General features: G+C 75.2%; 3 protein-coding genes. All 3 read left to right on the forward strand.

Translation table 11 applies throughout. The features are described from left to right. The 3 genes from AC060L_RS20910 to AC060L_RS20920 are packed head-to-tail and all read left to right on the forward strand — an operon-like array spanning position 1 to position 22,651. On the forward strand, positions 1-10,455 hold the full coding sequence (locus AC060L_RS20910) for a type I polyketide synthase (RefSeq protein WP_483800346.1): 10,455 nt from the start codon (positions 1-3) through the stop codon (positions 10,453-10,455). Between the two features lie 46 nt (positions 10,456-10,501). Continuing rightward, the gene (locus AC060L_RS20915) at positions 10,502-15,952 is read left to right on the forward strand and encodes a type I polyketide synthase (RefSeq protein ID WP_483800347.1); all 5,451 of its coding nucleotides are present in this window, start codon (positions 10,502-10,504) and stop codon (positions 15,950-15,952) included. A gap of 12 nt (positions 15,953-15,964) precedes the next feature. Next, entirely contained in the window at positions 15,965-22,651 is a 6,687-nt protein-coding gene (locus AC060L_RS20920; protein WP_483800348.1) for an SDR family NAD(P)-dependent oxidoreductase, read from the forward strand. The last annotated feature ends 5 nt before the right edge of the window (positions 22,652-22,656 follow it).

Consider the following 22,656-nt stretch of genomic DNA (forward strand, 5'->3'; position numbering starts at 1 on the left):
ATGACCGCATCCAGCGAAGACGTCGTCAGGGCGCTGCGGGCCTCCCTCAAGGAGGCCGAGCTCCTGCGGCAGCAGAACCGCAAGCTGACCGCAGCGGTGTCCGAGCCGATCGCGATCGTCGGCATGGCCTGCCGGTACCCGGGGAACGTCAAGTCACCCGAGGATCTCTGGCAGTTGGTGGCCGACGAGCGTGATGCGATCTCCGACTTCCCGACCGATCGCGGCTGGGACCCGGACCTCTATGACCCGGACCCCGAAGCGGCGGGCAAGAGCTACACCCGGTCCGGCGGGTTCCTGCACGAGGCGGCGCTGTTCGACCCGGACTTCTTCGGCATCTCGCCGCGCGAGGCCATGGCGATGCACCCGCAGCAGCGGCTGCTGCTGGAGGCCTCCTGGGAGGTCTTCGAGCGGGCCGGGATCGATCCGGCCTCGGTGCGCGGCAGCCGGACCGGTGTGTTCGCGGGCGTGATGCACCAGGACTACGCGGCCCGGCTGCGCCGGCCGCCCGAGGACCTGGAGGGCTACCTGATGACGGGCAGCCTGGGCAGCGTGGTCTCCGGCCGGGTCGCCTACACGCTCGGCCTGGAGGGGCCGGCGGTGACGGTGGACACGGCGTGTTCCTCCTCGCTGGTCGCGCTGCACCTGGCAGGGCAGGCGCTGCGCCAGGGTGAGTGCACGCTGGCGCTGGCCGGCGGCGTCACGGTGATGACCGGGCCCGGTGGCTTCGTCGAGTTCAGCCGCCAGCGCGCCCTGTCGCCGGACGGCCGGTGCCGGCCGTTCGCCGCCGCGTCCGACGGCACGGGCTGGGCCGAGGGCGTCGGCGTGCTGCTGCTGGAGCGGCTCTCGGACGCGCAGCGCAACGGGCACTCGGTGCTCGCCGTGGTGCGCGGCTCCGCGATCAACCAGGACGGCAGCAGCAGCGGCTTCTCGGCGCCGAACGGTCCGGCCCAACAGCGGGTGATCCGGCAGGCGTTGACGAACGCCCGGCTGACCGGCGCCGATGTCGACGCGGTGGAGGCGCACGGGACGGGAACCAGACTGGGTGACCCGATCGAGGCGCAGGCGCTGCTCGCCACCTACGGGCATGAGCGCTCGGCCGAACGGCCGCTCTGGCTGGGCTCGTTGAAGTCGAACATCGGCCACTCGCAGGCGGCGGCGGGCGTCGGTGGCGTGATCAAGATGGTGATGGCGATGCGCGAGGGCGTGCTGCCGCGCACACTGCACGTGGACCGGCCGACCGAGCACGTGGACTGGTCCGCCGGCACGGTGTCACTGCTGACCGAGCGGCGCGAGTGGTCGGCCGGCGAGCGGCCGCGCCGGGCCGCGGTCTCCTCGTTCGGGATCAGCGGGACGAACGCGCACGTGATCCTGGAGGAGGCGCCGGCCGTTGAGCCGGCCGAGGCTGCTGAGCCTGGTGTGACCGCTGACGGCGCTGCGACGGCGTGGGTGTTGTCGGCGCGGACGGAGCCGGCGCTGCGCGCGCAGGCTGCGCGGCTGGCGGAGTACGTGCTGGCGCGTTCCGAGCTGGACATGCGGTCGGTCGGCCGGTCGCTCCTGTCGGGCCGCGCCGCGCTGGACGAGCGCGCGGTGGTGGTCGCCGGGGAGCGGGAGGAGCTGCTGGCGGGGCTGGCGGCGCTGGCCGGTGGGACCGTGGCGCCTCAGGCGGTTGCGGGCAGCGGTAGTGCGGGTCGGCCGGTGTTCGTGTTCCCGGGGCAGGGTTCGCAGTGGGTCGGGATGGCGGTGGAGCTGCTGGACGGCTCGCCGGTGTTCGCGGAGTCGATCGCTCGGTGCGAGGTAGCGCTGGCGCCGTTTGTGGACTGGTCGTTGGGCGAGGTGCTGCGCAGTGGTGAGGCGCTGGTCCGGGTGGACGTGGTACAGCCCGCGCTTTTCGCGGTGATGGTTTCGCTGGCTGAGGTGTGGCGTTCGCTGGGCGTGGAGCCGGCGGCGGTGGTCGGTCACTCGCAGGGGGAGATCGCGGCTGCGGTGGTGGCCGGTGGGCTGTCCTTGGAGGATGGCGCGCGGGTGGTGGCGCTGCGCAGTATGGCGTTGCTGCGGATCGCGGGCGCGGGCGGCATGGTGTCGTTGCCGTTGGCTGCCGGTGAGGTCGAGGAGTTGCTGGGCCCGTGGCAGGGTCGGATCTCGGTGGCGGCGTTGAACGGTCCGCGTTCCACGGTGGTGGCCGGTGAGGCGGCGGCGCTGGACGAGCTGCTCGCGAGCTGTGAGCAGCGGGAGATCCGGGCCCGCCGGATCGATGTGGACTACGCCTCGCACTCGTCCCATGTCGAGGCGATCGAGGCCGAGTTGGCCGAGGCGCTCGCCCCGATCACACCCTGCACCGGTTCGGTGCCGTTCTACTCCACCGTCACCGGCGGTTGGCTCGACACCACCGCGCTTGACGCCGGTTACTGGTACGCGAACCTGCGCCGCCCGGTCGGCCTGGAGAGCGCGGTCCGTGAGCTGGCGGCGCAGGGGCACGGCGCGTTCGTCGAGTGCAGCCCGCACCCGGTGCTGACGTTGAGCATCGAAGAGACCCTGGAGGCCGCCGAGGCACCAGTGCTGGTGACCGGCACCTTGCGCCGTGACGAGGGCGGCTGGGCCCGTCTGCTGACCTCCGCCGCCCAACTCCACACCCACGGCGTCCCGGTGGACTGGCAGGTGCTGTTCACGGGGGCCACCGGTTGCCTCTTGGACCTGCCCACCTACGCCTTCCAGCACCAGCACCTCTGGATCCAGGATGCGGCGGCCGACGGGGCCGAGCCGTACGCCGACCCGTCGAGCGCGCCCGACGCGGGCTTCTGGGCCGCCGTCGAGGAGCAGGACGCCGCCGCCCTGGCCGCCACGCTGCAGGTCGAGGACGAGGCGCAGCGGCTGTCGCTCGCCTCGCTGCTGCCCGTGCTCTCCTCCTGGCGCAAGCAGAGCCGTGACCGGTCCGCCGTGGACGGCTGGCGCTACCGGATCGCGTGGCGGCCGGTGGCCGAGCCCGCTGCCGCCGTGCTGTCCGGTCACTGGCTCGTGGTGGCCCCGGCCGGCGGCGGCGACCGTCCGTGGGTCGCGGCGGCCGCCCGCGCGCTCGGCGAACGCGGCGCCCAGGTCACCCTGGTGGAGCTGGCCGAGGCGGACGCGGACCGCGAGGTGCTGGCCTCCCGGCTGCGCGAGGTGCTCGCGGCCGCCACCGAAGACGGTCAACCGGTGGCACCGGCAGGCGTGTTGTCGTTCCTGGCGGCCGACGCCCGGCGGCTCCCGGGGCATCAGGCGCTGGCAACCGGTCTGGCCCTGACGCTGACCCTGGTCCAGGCGCTGAGCGAGCTGGAGCTGCGGACCCGGCTCTGGTGCGCGACGCACGGCGCGGTCTCGACCGGCCCGTCCGACGCGCCGGCCGATCCGGTGCAGGCGCAGCTCTGGGGACTGGGCCGGGTCGTCGCGCTCGAACAGCCGCAGCTCTGGGGCGGGTTGCTCGACCTGCCGGAGCAGCCCGACGACCGTGCGCTCGCGCAGACGGTCCGGGTGCTGGCGGGAGCAGGCGACCTCGGCAGTGACGAGGATCAACTGGCTTGCCGTCCAGGCGGATTGTTCGCCCGGCGGATGGTGCCCGCCGGGACCGGCGGCAGCCGTCCGGTCCGCAAGTGGCAGCCGAGCGGCACGGTGCTGGTCACCGGCGGCACCGGCAGCCTCGGCCCCCGGCTCGCCCGCTGGCTGGCCGGCAACGGCGCCGAGCACCTGGTGCTGGTCAGCCGATCGGGCCCGGATGCCCCGGGCGCGGACGAACTGACGGCCGAACTCACCGCGCTGGGCGCCCGGGTGACCATCGCCGCCTGCGACGTGGCCGACCGTGACTCCGTCGCCGCGCTGCTCGCGAAGCTGCGGGAGGCCGGCGACACCGTCCGCGCCGTGCTGCACACCGCCGCGTTCATCGAACTGACCTCGGTGACCGCCACCACGCTGGAGAGCCTCGACAGCGTGCTCGCCGCCAAGGTGGACGGCGCCGGGCACCTGGCCGACCTGCTCGACGCGGACGAGCTGGACGCCTTCGTCCTGTTCTCCTCGATCGCCGGGTTCTGGGGCAGTGGCGACCACGCCGCCTACGCGGCGGCGAACGCCGCGCTGGACGCGATGGCCGAGTCCGGCCGGGCGCGCGGACTGCCGATGACCTCGGTCGCCTGGGGCGTCTGGGAAGACGCCATGAAGACCTGGCAGAACCTGGGCACCATGGACGTCGCCGAGACCCGCCGCCGGGTCCGGGGGCAGGGCCTGCCGCTGATGCACCCCGAACTCGCCATCGCGGCACTGCAACAGGCGCTCGACCAGGACGACACCTTCGTGGCCGTGGCCGAGATCGACTGGGAGCGGTTCGTCCCGCTCTTCACCTCGATGCGCCCGAGCCCGCTCCTCGCCGAACTGCCGCAGGCCCGGCGGATCCTGCAGGAGGCCGCCGACGGGCGCAGCGAGGCCGGCACGCTCACCCGGTCCGAGCTGCGGCAGCGCCTGGACGGGCTCGCCGAGGCCGACCAGCACCGGGTGCTCACCGAGCTGATCGCCACACACGCGGTCGCGGTGCTGGGGCATGCCACACCGGAGGCGATCCGCCCCGAACGCGCCTTCAAGGACCTCGGGTTCGAGTCGCTGACGGCGGTCGAGCTGCGCAACCGGCTGGCCGCCGCGACCGGGCTCAGGCTGTCGGCAACGCTGGTCTTCGACTACCCGACGCCGCTCGTGCTCGCCGCCCAACTGCGCCGCCAGATCCTGGAGCTGGAGCAGCGCGAGGTGGACGGCGGCCGGAGCAGCGCGGCCGGCCGCCCGGCAGCGGCGGGCGGCCCGGAGGCGGACGACGAGGCGATCGCGATCGTCGGCATGGCCTGCCGGTTCCCCGGCGGCGTCACCAGCCCGGAGGAACTCTGGCAGCTGATCGCGGCGGGCGGTGACGCGGTCGGGGGCTTCCCGGCCGATCGCGGCTGGCAGCTGGACGAGCTGTTCGGCACCGACCCCGAGAGCCGGGGCCGTACTTCGGTGCGCGAGGGCGGGTTCCTCCAGGACGTGGACCGGTTCGACGCCGGTTTCTTCGGGATCTCGCCGCGTGAGGCGCTGGCGATGGATCCGCAGCAGCGGCTGCTGCTGGAGACCTCCTGGGAGGCGTTCGAGCGGGCCGGCATCGACCCGGCCACCCTGCGCGGCAGCCGGACCGGCGCGTTCATCGGAGCGATGTCGCACGGCTACGGCCTGCGTTCGCACGAGGCGCCGCCGGCCATCGAGGACTACGTGATCACCGGGAGCGTCACGAGCGTCATCTCGGGGCGGCTCGCCTACGCGTTCGGGCTGGAGGGCCCGGCGATCACGGTGGACACCGCCTGCTCGTCCTCGCTGGTCGCGCTGCACCTGGCAGGGCAGGCGCTGCGACACGGCGAGTGCACGATGGCGCTGGCCGGCGGAGCGGTCGTGATGCCGACGCCGGACGCGTTCATCGGCTTCAGCCGGATGGGCGCGCTCTCCGAGAGCGGGCGCTGCAAGGCGTTCTCCGACGACGCGGACGGCTTCGGCCTCGCCGAGGGCGCCGGCGTGCTGCTGCTGGAGCGGCTCTCGGACGCGCGGCGCAACGGGCACCCGGTGCTCGCGGTGGTGCGGGGTTCGGCGGTCAACCAGGACGGCGCGTCCAACGGGCTGGCCGCGCCGAACGGCCCGTCGCAGCAGCGGGTGATCCGCCAGGCCCTGGCCGACGCCCGGCTGACGGCCGCCGATGTGGACGTGGTCGAGGCGCACGGGACGGGCACCAGGCTCGGCGACCCGATCGAGGCGCAGGCGCTGCTCGCGACGTACGGGCAGGACCGGCCGGCCGAACGGCCGCTCTGGCTCGGCGCGTTGAAGTCGAACATCGGGCACACCCAGGCGGCGGCCGGGGTGGCGGGCGTGATCAAGATGGTGATGGCGATGCGCGAGGGTGTGCTGCCGGCCACCCTGCACGTCACCGAACCGACGACGCATGTGGACTGGTCCTCGGGCGGCCTTGAGCTGCTCACCGAGCGCCGGGACTGGCCGGCGCGGGAGCGGCCGCGCCGGGCGGGAGTGTCCGCCTTCGGGATCAGCGGAACGAACGCACACGTGATCCTGGAGGAGGCGCCGGCTGCGGAGCTTGCCGAGACTGCCGAGGCTGGTGTGACAGCTGACGGCGCTGTGGCGGCGTGGGTGCTGTCGGCGCGGACGGAGGCGGCGCTGCGGGCGCAGGCCGGGCGGCTGCGCGAGGCGGTGCTGGCGCACCCGGAGTGGGCGACCGGCGAGATCGGCCGGGTGCTGGTCACCGGTCGGTCGGTCTTCGATCAGCGTGCGGTGGTGGTCGGCGGGGAGCGGGAGGAGCTGCTGGCGGGGCTGGCGGCGCTGGCCGATGGGGTTGCGGCCTCGCAGGTGGTGACCGGCGGCGACACGTTCGGCCGGCCGGTGTTCGTGTTCCCGGGGCAGGGATCGCAGTGGGTCGGGATGGCGCTGGAGCTGCTGGACGGCTCGCCGGTGTTCGCCGACTCGATCGCGCGGTGTGAAGAGGCGCTGTCGCCGTTCGTGGACTGGTCGTTGGGCGAGGTGCTGCGCAGTGGTGAGGCGCTGGTCCGGGTGGATGTGGTGCAGCCCGCGCTCTTCGCGGTGATGGTTTCGCTGGCCGAGGTGTGGCGTTCGCTGGGCGTCGAGCCGGCCGCCGTGATCGGCCATTCGCAGGGGGAGATCGCGGCTGCGGTGGTGGCCGGTGGGCTGTCCTTGGAGGACGGCGCGCGGGTGGTGGCGCTGCGCAGCAAGGCGTTGCTGCGGATCGCGGGCGGCGGCGGCATGGTGTCACTGCCGCTGGCTGCCGGTGAGGTCGAGGAGTTGCTGGCTCCCTGGTCGGGTCGGATCTCGGTGGCGGCGTTGAACGGTCCGCGTTCCACAGTGGTGGCCGGTGAGGCGGCGGCGCTGGACGAGTTGCTCGCGAGCTGTGAGCAGCAGGAGATCCGGGCGCGCCGGATCGATGTGGACTACGCCTCGCACTCGGCCCATGTCGAGGCGATCGAAGCGGAGTTGGCCGAGGCTCTCGCCTCGGTCGCGCCTCGCAGCTGCGACGTGCCGTTCTACTCCACTGTCACGGGTGGCTGGTTGGATACCGCCGAGCTGAACGCGGGTTACTGGTACGCGAACCTGCGCCGCCCGGTGGGCCTGGAGAGCGCGGTGCGCGAACTGGCGGCCCAGGGGCACGGCGCGTTCGTCGAGTGCAGCCCGCACCCCGTGCTCACTCTCGGCATCGAGGAGACCCTCGACACCACGGACACCCCCGCACTCGTCACCGGCACGCTGCGCCGTGACGAGGGTGGCTGGGCCCGTCTGCTGACCTCCGCCGCTCAACTCCACACCCACGGCATCGCGGTGGACTGGCAGGTGCTGTTCACCGGCTCTACCGGTGGTCTCCTGGATCTGCCCACCTATGCGTTCCAGGGTGAGCGGTTCTGGTTGGAGCCGTCGGTGCAGGGTGCGGATGTGCGGTCGGTGGGTCTGGAGGTGGCGGATCATCCGCTGCTGGGTGCGGGTGTGATGCTGGCGGACGGTGACGGGATGGTCTTCACCGGCCGGTTGTCGTTGGCCACGCACGCCTGGTTGGCGGATCACGCTGTCTGGGGCACGGTGCTGGTGCCGGGTACCGGTTTCGTCGAGCTCGCGCTGCACGCCGGGCGTCAGCTGGGTGCGAGCGTGGTCGAGGAGTTGACGCTCCAGGCACCGCTGGTGCTGCCCGAGCAGGGCGGGGTCCGGGTGCAGGTCCGGGTCGGTGCGCCTGACGAGAACGGGCGGCGCGCGATCAGCGTCCACTCCCAGCCCGACACCACCACGACGGCCACCGGCCAGCCGTGGACCAGCCACGCGACCGGAACCGTCTCGGCGGCCGAGCCGCCAGCCGGCCGGCTCCCGGAGCCGACCTGGCCCCCGGCCGGTGCGGTGCCGGTCGAGACCGGCGGCCTCTACGAGCGACTCGTCGCGGACGGCCTGGTGTACGGGCCGGCGTTCCAGGGACTGCACGCCGCCTGGCGGCGTGGGGACGAGGTCTTCGCCGAGGTCCGGCTGCCGCAGGAGCAGTACCCGGACGCCGACCGCTTCGGCCTGCACCCCGCGCTGCTCGACGCCGCCCTGCACACCACACTGCTCGACGGCGCGGCGCAGGTCCGGCTGCCGTTCTCCTGGACGGGCGTCGCTCTGCACGCCACCGCCGCCACCGCGCTGCGGGTCCGCCTGGCACCGACCGGCCCGGACGAGATGGAACTGGCGGTCGCCGACCAGACCGGCGCACCCGTCGCCACCGTCGCCTCGCTGGTGGTGCGGCCGGTGAGCCGGGAGCAGCTCGGCGCCGCCGCCCGCGCCGGGCTGACGGATTCGCTCTTCCAGCTGTCCTGGCTCGACCCGGCCACCGACCCGGCCCCCGACTCAGCCGCCGCCCCGGCGGCCCCGGCGTCGGTCGCCAGCTGCGCCGTGCTCGGGGCCGATGGCCTCGGGCTCGGTGCGGCGCTGGAGCAGGCCGGGATCGCGGCGGTCGCGTACCCGGATCTCGCCGCGCTGGCCGAGGCCGCCGACAGCGGCACGCCGGTTCCGGCGGCCGTCCTGACGGCCTGGCTCCCGGACCCGACCGCCGAGGCCAACTCGGCTGCCGCAGCAGATGATTCAGTGCAGCGACTGCTGCCGCTGCTGCAGCAGTGGGTGGCGGACGAGCGGTTCGCCGCCGCGCGACTGGTCCTGGTGACCCGTGGCGCCGCGCCCGTCGCACCGCAGCCGGCGCGGCTGCAGACGACGGACCTCGGCGGCGCCGCCGCCTGGGGTGCGGTGCGCTCCGCGCAGGCCGAGCACCCGGACCGTCTCGTCCTGCTCGACCTCGACGGCCAAGGCGACGGCCACGGCGACGCGACCCGCGCGCTGCCGACCGTGCTGGCCGGCGCCGAGCCGCAGTACGCGGTGCGCGACGGCCGGTTGCTGGTGCCCCGGCTGGAGCGGCTGGAGCGGCCGCAGGCGACGGACCTCGGTGCCGCCGCTGCCCGGGGGCTGGACCCCGAGGGCACGGTGCTGATCACCGGCGGCACCGGCACGCTCGGCGCGCTGGTCGCCCGGCATCTGGTGGCGGCGCACGGAGTCCGGCACCTGCTGCTGGTCAGCCGGCGCGGCGCGCAGAGCGAGGGCGCCGCCGAACTCGTGGCCGAGCTCGCCGAATCGGGCGCCACGGCCACCGTGGCGGCGGCCGACGCCGCAGACCGCGAGGCGCTGGCGGCGCTGCTCGCGGGCATCCCGGCCGGACACCCGCTGACCGGCGTCGTCCACGCGGCCGGCGTGCTGGACGACGGCCTGCTCGGCGCGCTGACGCCCGAGCGGCTCCGTGCGGTGCTGCGGCCCAAGGTGGACGCGGCCTGGAACCTGCACGAGCTCACCCGGGAGGCGGATCCCGCGCTCTTCGTGCTCTTCTCCGCGGCGGGCGGCCTGCTCGGTGCCGCCGGCCAGACCAACTACGCTGCGGCGAACGCCTACTTGGACGGCCTGGCGGGCTACCGCCGCACGCTCGGACTCCCCGCGGTCTCCATGGCGTGGGGGCTCTGGGCCGCCGTCAGCGGCATGACCGGCGGGCTGGACGGCGCCGACCGCTCGCGGATGCGGCGTTCGGGGGTGCTCCCGCTCAGCACCGCGGACGGCCTCGCACTCTTCGACGCCGCGCTCGACCAGGACCGGCCGCTGGTGCTCCCGGTCCGGCTCGACCTCCCGGCCCTGCGCAGCAGCAGTGGCACCAGCAGCGGTAGCGCCAGCGGTGGCCTGGCGGAGCGGCCGCCGCTGCTGCGCAGCCTGCTTGGCGCCGCCCCGCGCCGGGCGGCCCGGCTCGGCGGCCCGGCCGAGCCCAGCCGCACGCTGTCGCTCGACGGCCTCTCGCCGGCCGAGCGGACCCAGGCAGTGCTCGACCTGGTCCGCGCCGAGACCGCGACCGTGCTCGGCTACGCCGGGTCGGAGGCGGTCGCCACCGGACGCGGCTTCCTCGAATCGGGCTTCGACTCGCTGCGGGCGGTCGAGCTGCGCAACCGGCTGACCGCGGCCACCGGCCTGCGCCTGCCGGCCACGCTGGCCTTCGACCACCCCACGCCGGCCGCCGTCGCCGCCCACCTGGGGGAGCGACTGCGTGAGCAGGCCGCCCGGCCCGCCGAGCCGCCGGCGCGCTCCGAAATCGCTGAACTCGCCCAACTGGCCCAACTCCCTGAACTGGCCGGTCTGGAAGCGACTGTGCGCTCCCTCGCGGCCGACGGACCGGCGCGCGAGCAGCTGGCAGCCCGGCTGCGCGGCCTGCTCGCCGAGCTGGACGGCCCGGCGGGCTCGTCCCAGTCGTCCCGCGCGGCCGGGGAGACACCGGAAACCCCTGACCAGGGCGAGGAGTTCGAGGACGCGACGCTCGACGAGCTGCTCGACATCGTCGACAGCGAACTGCGGAAGTCCTGACATGACCGACTCGGACACGTCGTTGCGGAAAGAGGCTGACAGCAAGATGACGAGTGACGCGAAGGTCATCGACGCCCTCAAGCGGCTGACCGTCGATCTGCGCCGGACCAGGCAGCGGCTGCAGGAGGTCGAGGAGGGCGGCCGCGAGCCGATCGCGATCACCGGCATGGCCTGCCGCTACCCCGGCGGCGTCACGTCGCCCGAGGATCTCTGGCAGCTGGTCGCGGACGGCCGGGACGCCATCTCGGAGTTCCCGACCGATCGCGGCTGGCCGGCCGATCTCTACGACGCCGATCCCTCCCGGCCCGGTTCGGTCTACGTCCGCGAAGGCGGATTCCTGCACGACGCGGCCGACTTCGACCCGGCGTTCTTCGGCATGAGCGCCCGGGAGGCGCTGGCCACCGACCCGCAGCAGCGGCTGCTGCTGGAGACCGCCTGGGAGGCGTTCGAGCGGGCCGGGATCGATCCGGCCACCCTGCGCGGCAGCCGGACCGGCGTCTTCGCGGGCGTCATCTACCAGGACTACGCCTCCCGACTGCACCGCGTGCCAGGCGAGTTCGAGGGCTACATCGGCAACGGCAGCACCGGCAGCGTCGCTTCGGGGCGGGTCGCCTACACACTCGGCCTGGAGGGGCCGGCCGTCAGCCTGGACACCGCGTGCTCGTCCTCGCTGGTCGCCGTGCACCAGGCCTGCCAGTCGCTGCGCTCGGGCGAGAGCTCGCTCGCGCTGGCCGGTGGCGTGACCGTGATGGCCTCCCCGATGGCCCTGATCGAGTTCAGCCGCCAGCGCGGACTGGCCCAGGACGCACGCTGCCGGGCGTTCGCGGCCCGGGCCGCCGGCACCGGCCTCGGCGAGGGCGTCGGCCTGCTGCTGCTGGAGCGGCTCTCGGACGCCCAGCGGAACGGACGGCGGATCCTCGCGGTGATCCGGGGCAGCGCGGTCAACCAGGACGGTGCCAGCAGCGGGCTGACGGTGCCGAACGGCCCCTCTCAGCAGCGGGTCGTCCGGCAGGCGCTGGAGAACGCGGGACTGAACGGTGGCGAGGTGGACGCCGTCGAGGCGCACGGCACCGGGACCACGCTCGGCGACCCGATCGAGGCGCAGGCGCTGCTCGCCACCTACGGGCAGCAGCACCAGGCCGAACGGCCGCTCTGGCTGGGCTCGGTGAAGTCCAACATCGGCCACGCGCAGGCCGCCGCGGGCGTCGCCGGGGTGATCAAGATGGTGATGGCGATGCGGCAGGGCGAGCTGCCGCGCACGCTGCACATCGACGCGCCCAACCCGCACGTGGACTGGGAGGCGGGCGCCGTCTCGCTGCTGACCGAGGCGCGGCCGTGGCCGGTGACCGGGCAGCCGCGCCGGGCCGGGGTCTCCTCCTTCGGCGTCAGCGGCACGAACGCGCACCTCATCCTGGAGCAGGCACCCGAGCAGGCGCCGGAGCAGGCGGCCGAGGTGGCCGCCGACCGCTGGCCCGCGGTGCCGTGGGTGCTCTCCGCTCGCACCGGGGCCGCGCTGCGTGAGCAGGCCGAGCGGCTGCTGGCCCACCTCGACAGGCAGCCGGAGCTCACGGCGGACGAGGTCGGCGCAGCCCTGGCGCGCACCCGCTCGACCTTCGAGCAGCGCGCTGTGCTGCTCGGTGCGGACCGCGCCGAGCTGCTCGCGGGCCTCGCCGAGGTCGCGGCGGGCGGCTCCCGGCCGGGCACGGTGCAGGGCGCCGCCCGCGCCGACGCCCGGGTGGTGTTCGTCCTCCCGGACGTCCCGGACCTCGCGGACCAGCCGGACCAGCACAGCCGTCAACTCGACTGGGCGGCAGCGCTGCTGGACTCCTCGCCGGTCTTCGCCCGCCGGCTGGCCGACTGTGACGAGGCGCTCGCCGCCGTGCTCGACTGGTCGGTGCTGGACGTGCTGCGCGGGGTGCCCGGTGCTCCCACGCCGGACCGGGCCGAGGTGGCCCGCCCGCTGCGCTGGGCGCTGCTGGTCTCACTCGCTGGGCTGTGGCAGGAGTACGGCGTGCGGCCCGCCGCCGTACTGGGCGACGGCGTCGGCGAGTTCGCCGGAGCCTGCGTGGTCGGCGCGCTCTCGCTCAAGGACGGCGCCCGCGCGGTGACGGCCGCCGAGCCGGGGCCGATCGACCTGAGCGCGGCCGAACTGCCGTACCGCACGACTGCGGCCGGTCTCGAAGCCCCGGTGCGCGAGCAGCTCGAACGTGGCGGCCACCCGGTCTTCCTGGAGATCACCACCGAGCCGGCCGAGCCTGTCGGTGCCACCTCCGCCACCGGGTCGGAACTCGCCCGGATCGCCGCGGCCGCAGGTCGCGAGGTGCTGACGATCGGCTCGCCGCTAGGGCCTGTCCGGGGCGGCGCCCACGGCGCGGCCGGCTTCCTCGCCGCGCTGGCCGAACTGCACGTCCACGGCGTGCCGGTGAACTGGTCCGCGGCCTTCCCGAGCGCGGGCCTGCGACCGGCCGAGCTGCCGACCTACGCGTTCCAGCGGCGGCGCTACTGGCTGGACGACGGACCGCAGGAACTCCCGGTGGCCGCCGCCGGCCTCTCCGCCGCCGGCCACCCGCTGCTCCATGCCGCCGTCGAACTCCCGGACAACGGTGGGATGCTGTTCGCTGGCCTGCTGTCGGTGCGCTCGCACCCGTGGCTCGCCGACCATGCGGTCGGCGGCCGGGTGCTGCTGCCCGGCACCGCCGCAGTCGAGCTGGCCCGCTGGGCGGGCGCCCGGCTCGGCTGCGCGCAGCTGGCCGAGCTGACCCTGCACACGCCGCTGGAGATTCCCGGCCCGGCCGCCGGAGCGGGTGAGGGCGTGGCGATCCGCCTGGTCGTCGGCGCGGCGGACCTGGCCGGCCACCGCAGCGTGGAGCTCTCCGCCCGCCCGGCGCAGGACGCCCACTCGCCGCAGGACGCCCACTCGGCGGACGACGGCGACCGGCCGTGGACCCGGCACGCCACCGGGACGGTCGCGCCGCTGCAGCCGACCGGCTCGTACGATCTGCTGAGCTGGCCGCCGCAGGGTGCGGAGCCGGTCGGGATCGACGGCTTCTACCAGGACCGCGCGGCGCACGGCATCGGCTACGGTCCGCTGTTCCAGGGGCTGCGGTCGGTCTGGCGGCGCGGCGACGAGGTCTTCGCCGAGGTCGCGCTGCCGCCCGCCGCGCAGCACGAGGCCGGCGGGTACGGCGTCCACCCGGCGCTGCTGGACGCGGCGCTCCAGGCCTACCTGGTCGCAGCACCGCAGACGGCACCGGACGGTGGCACGACCGGACCGGCCCTGGTGCCGTACGCCTGGCAGGGCGTCTCGGTGCGCAGCAGCGGCGCGACGGCGCTGCGGGTGCGGCTCGCGCCGACCGGGCCGCACGCCGTGTCCGTCGAGCTCGCCGATCCGGCCGGCGCGCCGGTCGCCTCGATCGCCGGTCTGCTCTCCCGCCCGCTGCGAGCCGACGGCGCCGCTCAAGCAGGGCAAGCCGGGCAGCCCGGCCCGTTGCTCCGCGTCCACTGGTCGCCGCTCGCGGCCGCCGGATCCGTCCGCACGGACCAGGACCGTCCGACCGTGGCAGTGCTCGGCGCCGAGGCCGCCGAGGGCGGCCTGAGCGTGCCCGGCGCCGCCCGGCACCGCGACCTCGACGCGCTCGCCGCCGCCGTGGCGGCCGGCGCCCCTCGGCCCGACGTCGTACTGGTCCCGCTGCTGTCGCCGCAGACCGGTGACGTGCCGTCGGCGGTCCTGGCCGCCACGGCGGAGGCGCTGCGCCTGGTGCGCTCCTGGCTCGCCGAACCACGGTTCGCCGGTGCGCGGTTGGTCGTGGTGACCCGTGGTGCGGTGGCCGCCGGACCGGCGGATGCCGCACCCGACCTGGCCGGCGCAGCGGTCCGGGGACTGCTGCGCACGGCGCAGTCGGAGCACCCGAAGCGGTTCGGCCTGCTCGATCTGGACCACCCGGCACCGGCCGAGGAGGCGCTGTCGGCGGCTCTGGAGCGCCTCGCCGACCAGCCGGTGATCCGTCAAAACACCGTTCTGATCCCCCAGTTGACGCAAGCCTCGGACACCGGCGAGGACCGCGCGGACCGCGGGGGCCGCGAACTCGACCCCGACGGCACGGTCCTGGTCACCGGCGGCACCGGAACGCTCGGCGGCCTGGTCGCCCGGCATCTGGTGGAGCGCGGCGCCCGGCACCTGCTGCTGACCAGTCGGCGCGGTGAACTCGCCCCCGGGGTACCGGAACTGGTCGCCGAGCTGACCGGGAGCGGAGCCGTCACGGTCACCGTCGCCGCGTGCGACGCAGCCGACCGCGACGCACTGGCCGCCCTGCTGGCGTCGGTGCCCGCCGAGCACCCGCTGACGGTCGTGGTCCACGCGGCCGGTGTGGTGGACGACAGCCTGCTGGAGTCGCTCACGCCGGAGCGGCTGGCGGCGGTGCTGCGGCCGAAGGCGGACGCGGCCTGGCACCTGCACGAGCTGACCCGGGGCCTGGAGCTCCACGAGTTCGTGCTGTTCTCCTCCGCCGCAGGCGTCTTCGGCTCGGCGGGGCAGGGCAACTACGCGGCGGCGAACGCGTTCCTCGACGCGCTGGCCGAGCGCCGCCGTGCCGATGGCCTGCCCGGACTCTCGCTGGCCTGGGGCCTGTGGGCCGAGCGCAGCGCGCTGACCGGCGGACTCGGCGCGGCCGACCTGGCCCGGATCGGCCGGGACGGCATCGGTGCGCTGGCCGGCCCGGACGCGCTCGAACTCTTCGACCAGGCACTGATGCTGGCCGAGGAGCCGGTGCTGGTCCCGCTGCAGCTGGACCTGCGGCAGCTGCGGGCTCGCGCCGAGCAGGGCCGGATCCCCGCCCTGCTAAGGCAGTTGGTCGGCGCCGAGTCACCCACCGCCGAAGCACCCACGGCCACTACCCAGGCACCCGGCACCACCACCGCCGAGCCACCCGCAGCGGCCCCCGACCCGAAGGCGGACTTCACCCGGCGACTGCGCGCGATGCCCGAGGCCGACCGGCGCCGGGCGCTGCTCGACCTGGTCCGCACGCACGCGGCCGTCGTGCTTGGCGAGTCCACGCCGGAGGACATCGAGCCGGACCGCGGCTTCGTCGATCTCGGCTTCGACTCGCTGGCCGACCTCGAACTCCACGAACGGCTGCACGAGGCCACCGGCCTGGAGCTGCCGACCACGCTGATCTTCGACTACCCGACCGCCACCGCCCTCGCCGAGCACCTCTGCGCCGAGTTCGCCGGCGTGCAGACCACCGAGGTCGGCCCGGCCCTCGCCGAACTCGACCGGATCGAGGCCTTCCTGGCCGACTTCGCGGCCGACGACGGCGCCCGGAGCGCGATCACGCACCGGCTGCGGGACCTGCTCTCGCGCTGGAGTGACGCCCCGGACGGCACCGACCACGCCGAACGCGCCGACCTCAGCTCGGCGACCGACGACGAACTCTTCGACGTACTCAACCAGTTGCGCACCGCGGACAGCGGCGCACCGTCGCACCCGCACCGGCTTTAGGAGCAGGCTCAAGTGGCAGCACAAGAAGACAAGCTTCGCGAGCACCTGCGCTGGGCAGCCGCCGAACTGGGCGAGGCACGGCGCAGGGTCGCCGAGTTGGAGACGGCCGACCACGAGCCGATCGCGATCATCGGCATGAGCTGCCGGTTCCCGGGCGGTGTGAACACGCCCGAGGAGCTGTGGCGGCTGCTCACCGACGGCCGGGACGCGGTCGGCGAGCCGCCCGCCGAACGCGGCTGGCAGATCGAGGAGTTCTACGACCCGGACGGCCTGCGGCCGGGCACCTCGTACGTCCGCGAGGGCGGCTTCCTGGACGGCGCGGACCGGTTCGACCCGGCCTTCTTCGACATCAGCCCGCGCGAGGCACTGGCCATGGACCCGCAGCAGCGGCTGCTGCTGGAGACCGCGTGGGAGGCGTTCGAGCGGGCCTCGATCGCGCCGGCCACGCTGCGCGGCTCGCGGGTCGGCGTCTTCGCCGGTCTGATGTACCACGACTACGCCGCCCGGCTGAGCTCGGTGGACGAGTCGGTGGCCGGCTTCCTCGGCAGCGGCAACGCCGGCAGCGTCGCGTCGGGGCGGATCGCCTACGTGCTCGGCCTGGAGGGGCCGGCGGTGACGGTGGACACAGCCTGCTCGTCCTCGCTGGTCGCGCTGCACCTGGCGGCGCAGGCGGTGCGGCGCGGCGACTGCGCGATGGCGCTGGCCGGTGGCGTCACGGTGATGGCCACCCCGAGCACCTTCGTCGAGTTCAGCCGCCAGGGCGGGCTCGCCCGGGACGGCCGCTGCAAGTCCTTCGCCGCCGCCGCCGACGGCACCGCCTGGGGCGAGGGCGCGGGCATGCTGCTGGTCGAGCGGCTCTCGGACGCCCGGCGCAAGGGCCACCCGGTGCTCGCCGTGCTGCGCGGCTCCTCGGTCAACCAGGACGGCGCGAGCAGCAGCCTCTCGGCGCCCAACGGACCCTCGCAGCAGCGGGTGATCCGCCAGGCGCTCGCCGACTCCGGACTCTCGCCCGACCTGGTCGACGCGGTGGAGGCGCACGGCACCGGCACCAAGCTCGGCGACCCGATCGAGGCGCAGGCGCTGCTCGCCACCTACGGACAGGACCGGCCGGCCGAACGGCCGCTCTGGCTCGGCTCGGTGAAGTCCAACATCGGCCACACCCAGGCGGCGGCCGGGGTGGCCGGCGTGATCAAGATGGTGCTGGCGATGCAGCACGGCGAGCTGCCGCGCACCCTGCACGTGGACGCGCCGAGCCCGCACGTGGACTGGACGGCCGGTGCGGTCGAGCTGCTCACCGAGCAGCAGGAGTGGCCGCGGACCGGCCGGCCGCGGCGCTCCGCCGTCTCCTCCTTCGGGGTCAGCGGCACCAACGCGCACGTGATCCTCGAAGAGGCACCTGCCGCCGAGCCTGCCGAGCCCGCCGATGTGGCTGTCGGCACGCCGGCTCCGGTCGCGGCCTGGGTGCTGTCGGCGCGGAGCGAGGAGGCGCTGCGGGCCCAGGCCGAGCGGCTGCGGGACGCGGTGCTGGCGCACCCGGACTGGTCGGCCGGCGGGGTCGGCCGGGTGCTGGCCTCCGGCCGGTCGACGTTCGAGCGGCGTGCGGTGCTGATCGGCGGGGAGCGGGAAGAGCTGCTGGCGGGGCTGGAATCCCTTGCCGTCGGCAGCGCGGCGCCACAGCTGGTGACGGGCACCGGCACGTTCGGCCGGCCGGTCTTCGTCTTCCCGGGGCAGGGTTCGCAGTGGGTCGGCATGGCGGTCGAGCTGCTGGACGGCTCGCCGGTCTTCGCCGAGTCGATCGCGGCCTGCGAGAAGGCGCTGGCGCCGTTCGTGGACTGGTCGCTGACCGAGGTGCTGCGCGGTGGCGAGCCGCTCGACCGGGTGGACGTCGTTCAGCCCGCGCTCTTCGCGATGATGGTCTCGCTCGCGGCGCTGTGGCGCTCGTTCGGCGTGCGGCCGGCGGCGGTGATCGGCCACTCGCAGGGCGAGATCGCGGCGGCGGTCGTCGCGGGCGGGCTCAGTCTGGAGGACGGCGCGCGGGTGGTGGCCCTGCGCAGCAGGGCGCTGCTGCGGATCGCGGGCCTGGGCGGCATGGTGTCGCTGCCGCTGGCCGCCGCTGAGGTCGAGGAGCTGGTGGCCCCCTGGCCGGGGCGGATCTCGGTCGCGGCGCTCAACGGTCCGCGCGCCACGGTGGTGGCCGGTGAGGTGGCGGCGCTGGACGAGCTGCTCGCGAGCTGTGAGCAGCGCGAGATCCGGGCCCGCCGGATCGACGTGGACTACGCCTCCCACTCCCCGCAGGTCGAGGCGATCGAAGCCGAACTCGCCGAGGCGCTCGCACCCGTCGCGCCGCGCAGCAGCGAGGTGCCGTTCTACTCCACGCTCACCGGCGAGCTGCTGGACACCGCCGGGCTCGATGGCGGCTACTGGTACCGCAACCTGCGCCGGACCGTGCGGTTCACCGACGCGACGCGCGCCGCGCTGGCCGCCGGACACGGCGCCTTCATCGAGGCCAGCCCGCACCCGGTGCTGACCGGCGCGGTCCAGGAGAGCGCCGAGGCCGCCGACCGGCGGGCCGTCGTGGTCGGCTCGCTGCGCCGCGAGGACGGCGGCCACCGCCGGCTCCTCACCTCGCTCGCCGAAGCGCACGTGCACGGCGTCGCGGTGGACTGGGCGCAGCTGTTCGCCGGGCCCGCCGACCTCGCGAGCCGCCAACTCGAACTGCCCACCTACCCGTTCCAGCGTCAGCGGTTCTGGCTGGACGAGACCGGCAGCGGCGGCGACGTGCGCTCGGCCGGGCTCTGCGCCGCCGACCACCCGCTGCTCGGCGCGCTGCTGCCGCTGGCCGGTGGCGACGGGCTGGTGCTCACCGGCCGCCTGTCGGTGCGCTCGCAGCCCTGGCTCGCGGACCACGCGGTGTGGGGCACGGTGCTGCTGCCGGGCACCGCGCTGGTGGAGCTGGCGATCCAGGCCGGCGACCAGGTCGGCTGCGCGCTGCTGGAGGAGCTGACGCTTCAGGCGCCGCTCGTCCTGCCGCCGGAGGGCGCCGTTCACCTGCAACTCACGGTGGGCTCCCCGGACGACGCCGGTCGGCGTTCGGTGACGATCCACTCGCGGCCCGAACAGGCCGCCCCGGACGGGCCGTGGACCGGCCACGCCACCGGCTTCCTCGCCCCGGACCCCGGCGCGGCCGGCCGACCCGCGCCGGACCTGGCACCGAACCTGACGCCGGAGTTGGCACCGGATCTGACACTGTGGCCGCCGGCCGGTGCCACCCCGGTGGACATCGAGGGGCTCTACCCCCGGCTGGCCGGGGACGGGCTGGGCTACGGCCCGGTGTTCCAGGGGCTGCACGCGCTCTGGCGGCGTGGCGAGGAGCTCTTCGCCGAGGTCCGGCTGCCGCGCGACCAGCACGAGGCCGCCGCCCGCTTCGGCCTGCACCCGGCCCTGCTGGACGCGGCCCTGCACGCCGGCGCCGCGACCGAGCCGGGCGGCCAGGTCCGGCTGCCGTTCGCCTGGAGCGGCGTGACGCTGCACGCCACCGGAGCGACCGCGCTGCGTGTGCGGCTGACCCCGACCGGTGCGGACGGCCTGGCGCTCGCGATCGCGGACCAGACCGGCGCGCCGCTGGCCTCGGTCGACTCGCTGGTCAGCCGTCCGGTGACGGAGGAACAGCTGCGCGCCGCCCGGACCGAGGGCAGCGACCCGCTGCTCCGGGTGGAGTGGACGGAGCTGTCGCCGCCCGCCGTCGCGCCGTCCGCCCCGGCGGCCCGCTGGGCTCTGCTCGGCGCCGCCGACCCGGGCGAGCAGGCCGATCTCGCCGCGCACGCCGACCTGGCCGCACATGCCGATCTCGCTGCGTTGGGCGCGGCGATCGCCGCAGGCGAACCCGCACCCGACGTGGTCCTGCTGAGCTGCGCCGCCACCCCCGACACTGCCGACCCGGCCGAGCCGGCCGATCTGGCCGAGGCCGTCCGGGCCGCCGCGCACCGCACCCTCGCGGTCGTCCAGGCCTGGCTGGCCGACGAGCGGTTCGCCGCCGCGACCCTGGTGCTGCTCACCCGAGGCGCCGTCGCCGCGACCGGTGGCGAGTCCGTCCGGGACCTGGTGCACGCCCCGCTCTGGGGCCTGCTGCGCTCCGCGCAGACCGAGCACCCGGACCGCTTCGTCCTGCTGGACCTGGACGACCGCACCCCGACCACGGCGGCCGCCACGATGACCGCTGTGACCGCCGCCATCGCCGCCGGTGAGCCGCAGATCGCCGTCCGCGCAGGCGGGTTGCTGGTGCCCCGGCTGGTCCGCTCGGCCGCCGGCCGCCTGCTGGAGCCCCCGGCCGGCGCCGCCGACTGGCGGCTGGACACCACCGGCAAGGGCACCCTGGAGAACCTCGCGCTGCTGCCGTACCCCGAGGCCGCGGCGCCGCTGCAACCCGGCCAGGTACGCCTCGCGGTCCGCGCGGCGGGGATGAACTTCCGCGACGTGCTGCTCGGGCTCGGCATGGTGAACCAGGACGTGATGGGCGGCGAGGCCGCCGGCGTCGTGCTGGAGGTCGCCCCCGACGTCACCGGCCTGGCGCCCGGCGACCGGGTGATGGGCATGGTGCCGGGCTCGTTCGGCCCGGTCGCGGTGGTGGACCGCCGGCTGATCGTCCCGCTGCCCGCGCACTGGACCTTCACCCAGGGCGCGACCGTCCCGATCGCCTTCCTGACCGCGTACTACGGGCTGGTCGACCTGGCCGCGCTGGCCCCCGGCGAGTCGGTGCTGATCCACTCGGCGACCGGCGGCGTGGGCATGGCCGCGATCCAGCTCGCCCGCCATCTGGGCGCCGAGGTGTACACCACCGCCAGCGAGGCCAAGTGGGACAGGCTGCGCTCGCTCGGCATCGGGCAGGACCGGATCGCCTCCTCCCGCTCGCTCGACTTCGAGCAGCGGATCCGCGCCGCCACCGGCGGCCGGGGCGTGGACGTGGTGCTGAACTCGCTCGCGAACGAGTTCGTCGATGCCTCGCTGCGGCTGCTGCCGTCCGGCGGCCGGTTCGTCGAGATGGGCAAGACCGACATCCGGGACGCCACCGAGGTGGGCGCCGACCACCCCGGCACCAGCTATCTCTGGTTCGACCTGATCGAGGCGGGGCACGAACGGATCGGCCGGATGATGGCCGAACTGATGCCGCTGTTCGAGAGCGGCGTGCTCCAGCCGCTGCCCGCGGCGACCTGGGACGTGCGGCGGGCGCTGGACGCGTTCCGCTTCATGAGCCAGGCCAGGCACGTCGGCAAGGTCGTGCTGACCATGCCGGCGGCCCTGGACCCGGCCGGCACGGTGCTGATCACCGGCGGCACCGGCGTGCTGGGCGCCCTGGTGGCCCGTCAGCTGGTCACCGAACACGGCGTGCGGCACCTGCTGCTGCTCGGGCGGCGCGGCCCGGCGGCCGCGGGCGCGACCGAGCTGGCGGCCGAACTCACCGCGCTCGGCGCCCGGGTGACCGTGACGGCCTGCGACACCGCGGACCGCGAGGCGCTCGCCGCCGTGCTGGCCGCGGTGCCCGCCGAGCACCCGCTGACCGGCGTGGTGCACGCGGCCGGCGTGCTGGACGACGCCGTGATCGCCTCGCTGACCCCCGCGCAGCTGGACGCGGTGCTGCGCCCCAAGGTGGACGCGGCCTGGCACCTGCACGAACTGACCCAGGATCTCGATCTGGGCGCCTTCGTGCTGTTCTCCTCCTCCGCCGCCACCCTCGGCGGCCCGGGGCAGGCCAACTACGCGGCGGCGAACGCCTTCCTGGACGCGCTCGCGCAGCACCGGCGGGCCGCGGGCCTGCCCGCGCTCTCGATCGCCTGGGGCCTGTGGGCGCGGGCGAGCGGCATGACCGCCCACCTCGACCAGGGCGACCTGACCCGGCTGCGCCGCTCCGGCATGAGCGCGCTCTCCGACGCCGAGGGCCTGGCGCTGTTCAGCACCGCGCTGCCGGCCGACCCGCCGCTGCTGGTCGCGATGGGGCTGGACGTGCAGGCGCTGCGCGGCGCGCTCGGCACCGGCCCGGCGCCCGCGCTGCTGCGCCGGCTGGTCGGCGCACCGGCCCGGCGGGCCGTGGCGGCGGCCGCGGCCGAGGGCGGCGAGTCGGGGCTGGCCCGTCGGCTGGCCGGGCTGCCGGAGACCGAACGCGGCCGGGTCCTGCTGGAGCTGGTGCGCGATCAGGCGGCCGTCGTGCTGGGGCACCCGACCAGCGAGGCGATCCAGCAGACACAGGCGTTCAAGCAGCTCGGCTTCGATTCGCTGACCGCCGTCGAGCTGCGCAACCGGCTGAACGCGGCGACCGGGCTGCGGCTGTCGGCGACGCTCGTCTTCGACTATCCGACGCCGGCCGTGCTGGCCGAGCACCTGCGGGCGGAGTTGGCACCCGGCCTCGGCGCCGCGAGCGGTGGCAGCGCGGGGGGCGGCAGCGCCGGCACCGGCGGCACGGTCGCGGACGCCGACGTCCAGCGGCTGCTGGCCGGTCTCTCGGCGGCCCGGTTGCGCGAGGCGGGCCTGCTGGACGCGCTGCTGACGCTCGCCGGCACGAGCGGCGGTACGAGCGGCGGCACCGGCCCTGACAGCCGATCCCAGGACGAGCAGTCCGAACAGGACGAGGCCGACGAGCTGGATTCGATCGACAGCATGGGCGCCGACGACCTGGTCGGCCTGGTGCTCGGCAGCACAGACTTCTGATCGCG

This window comes from Kitasatospora sp. NEAU-69 (genome assembly GCF_057158765.1).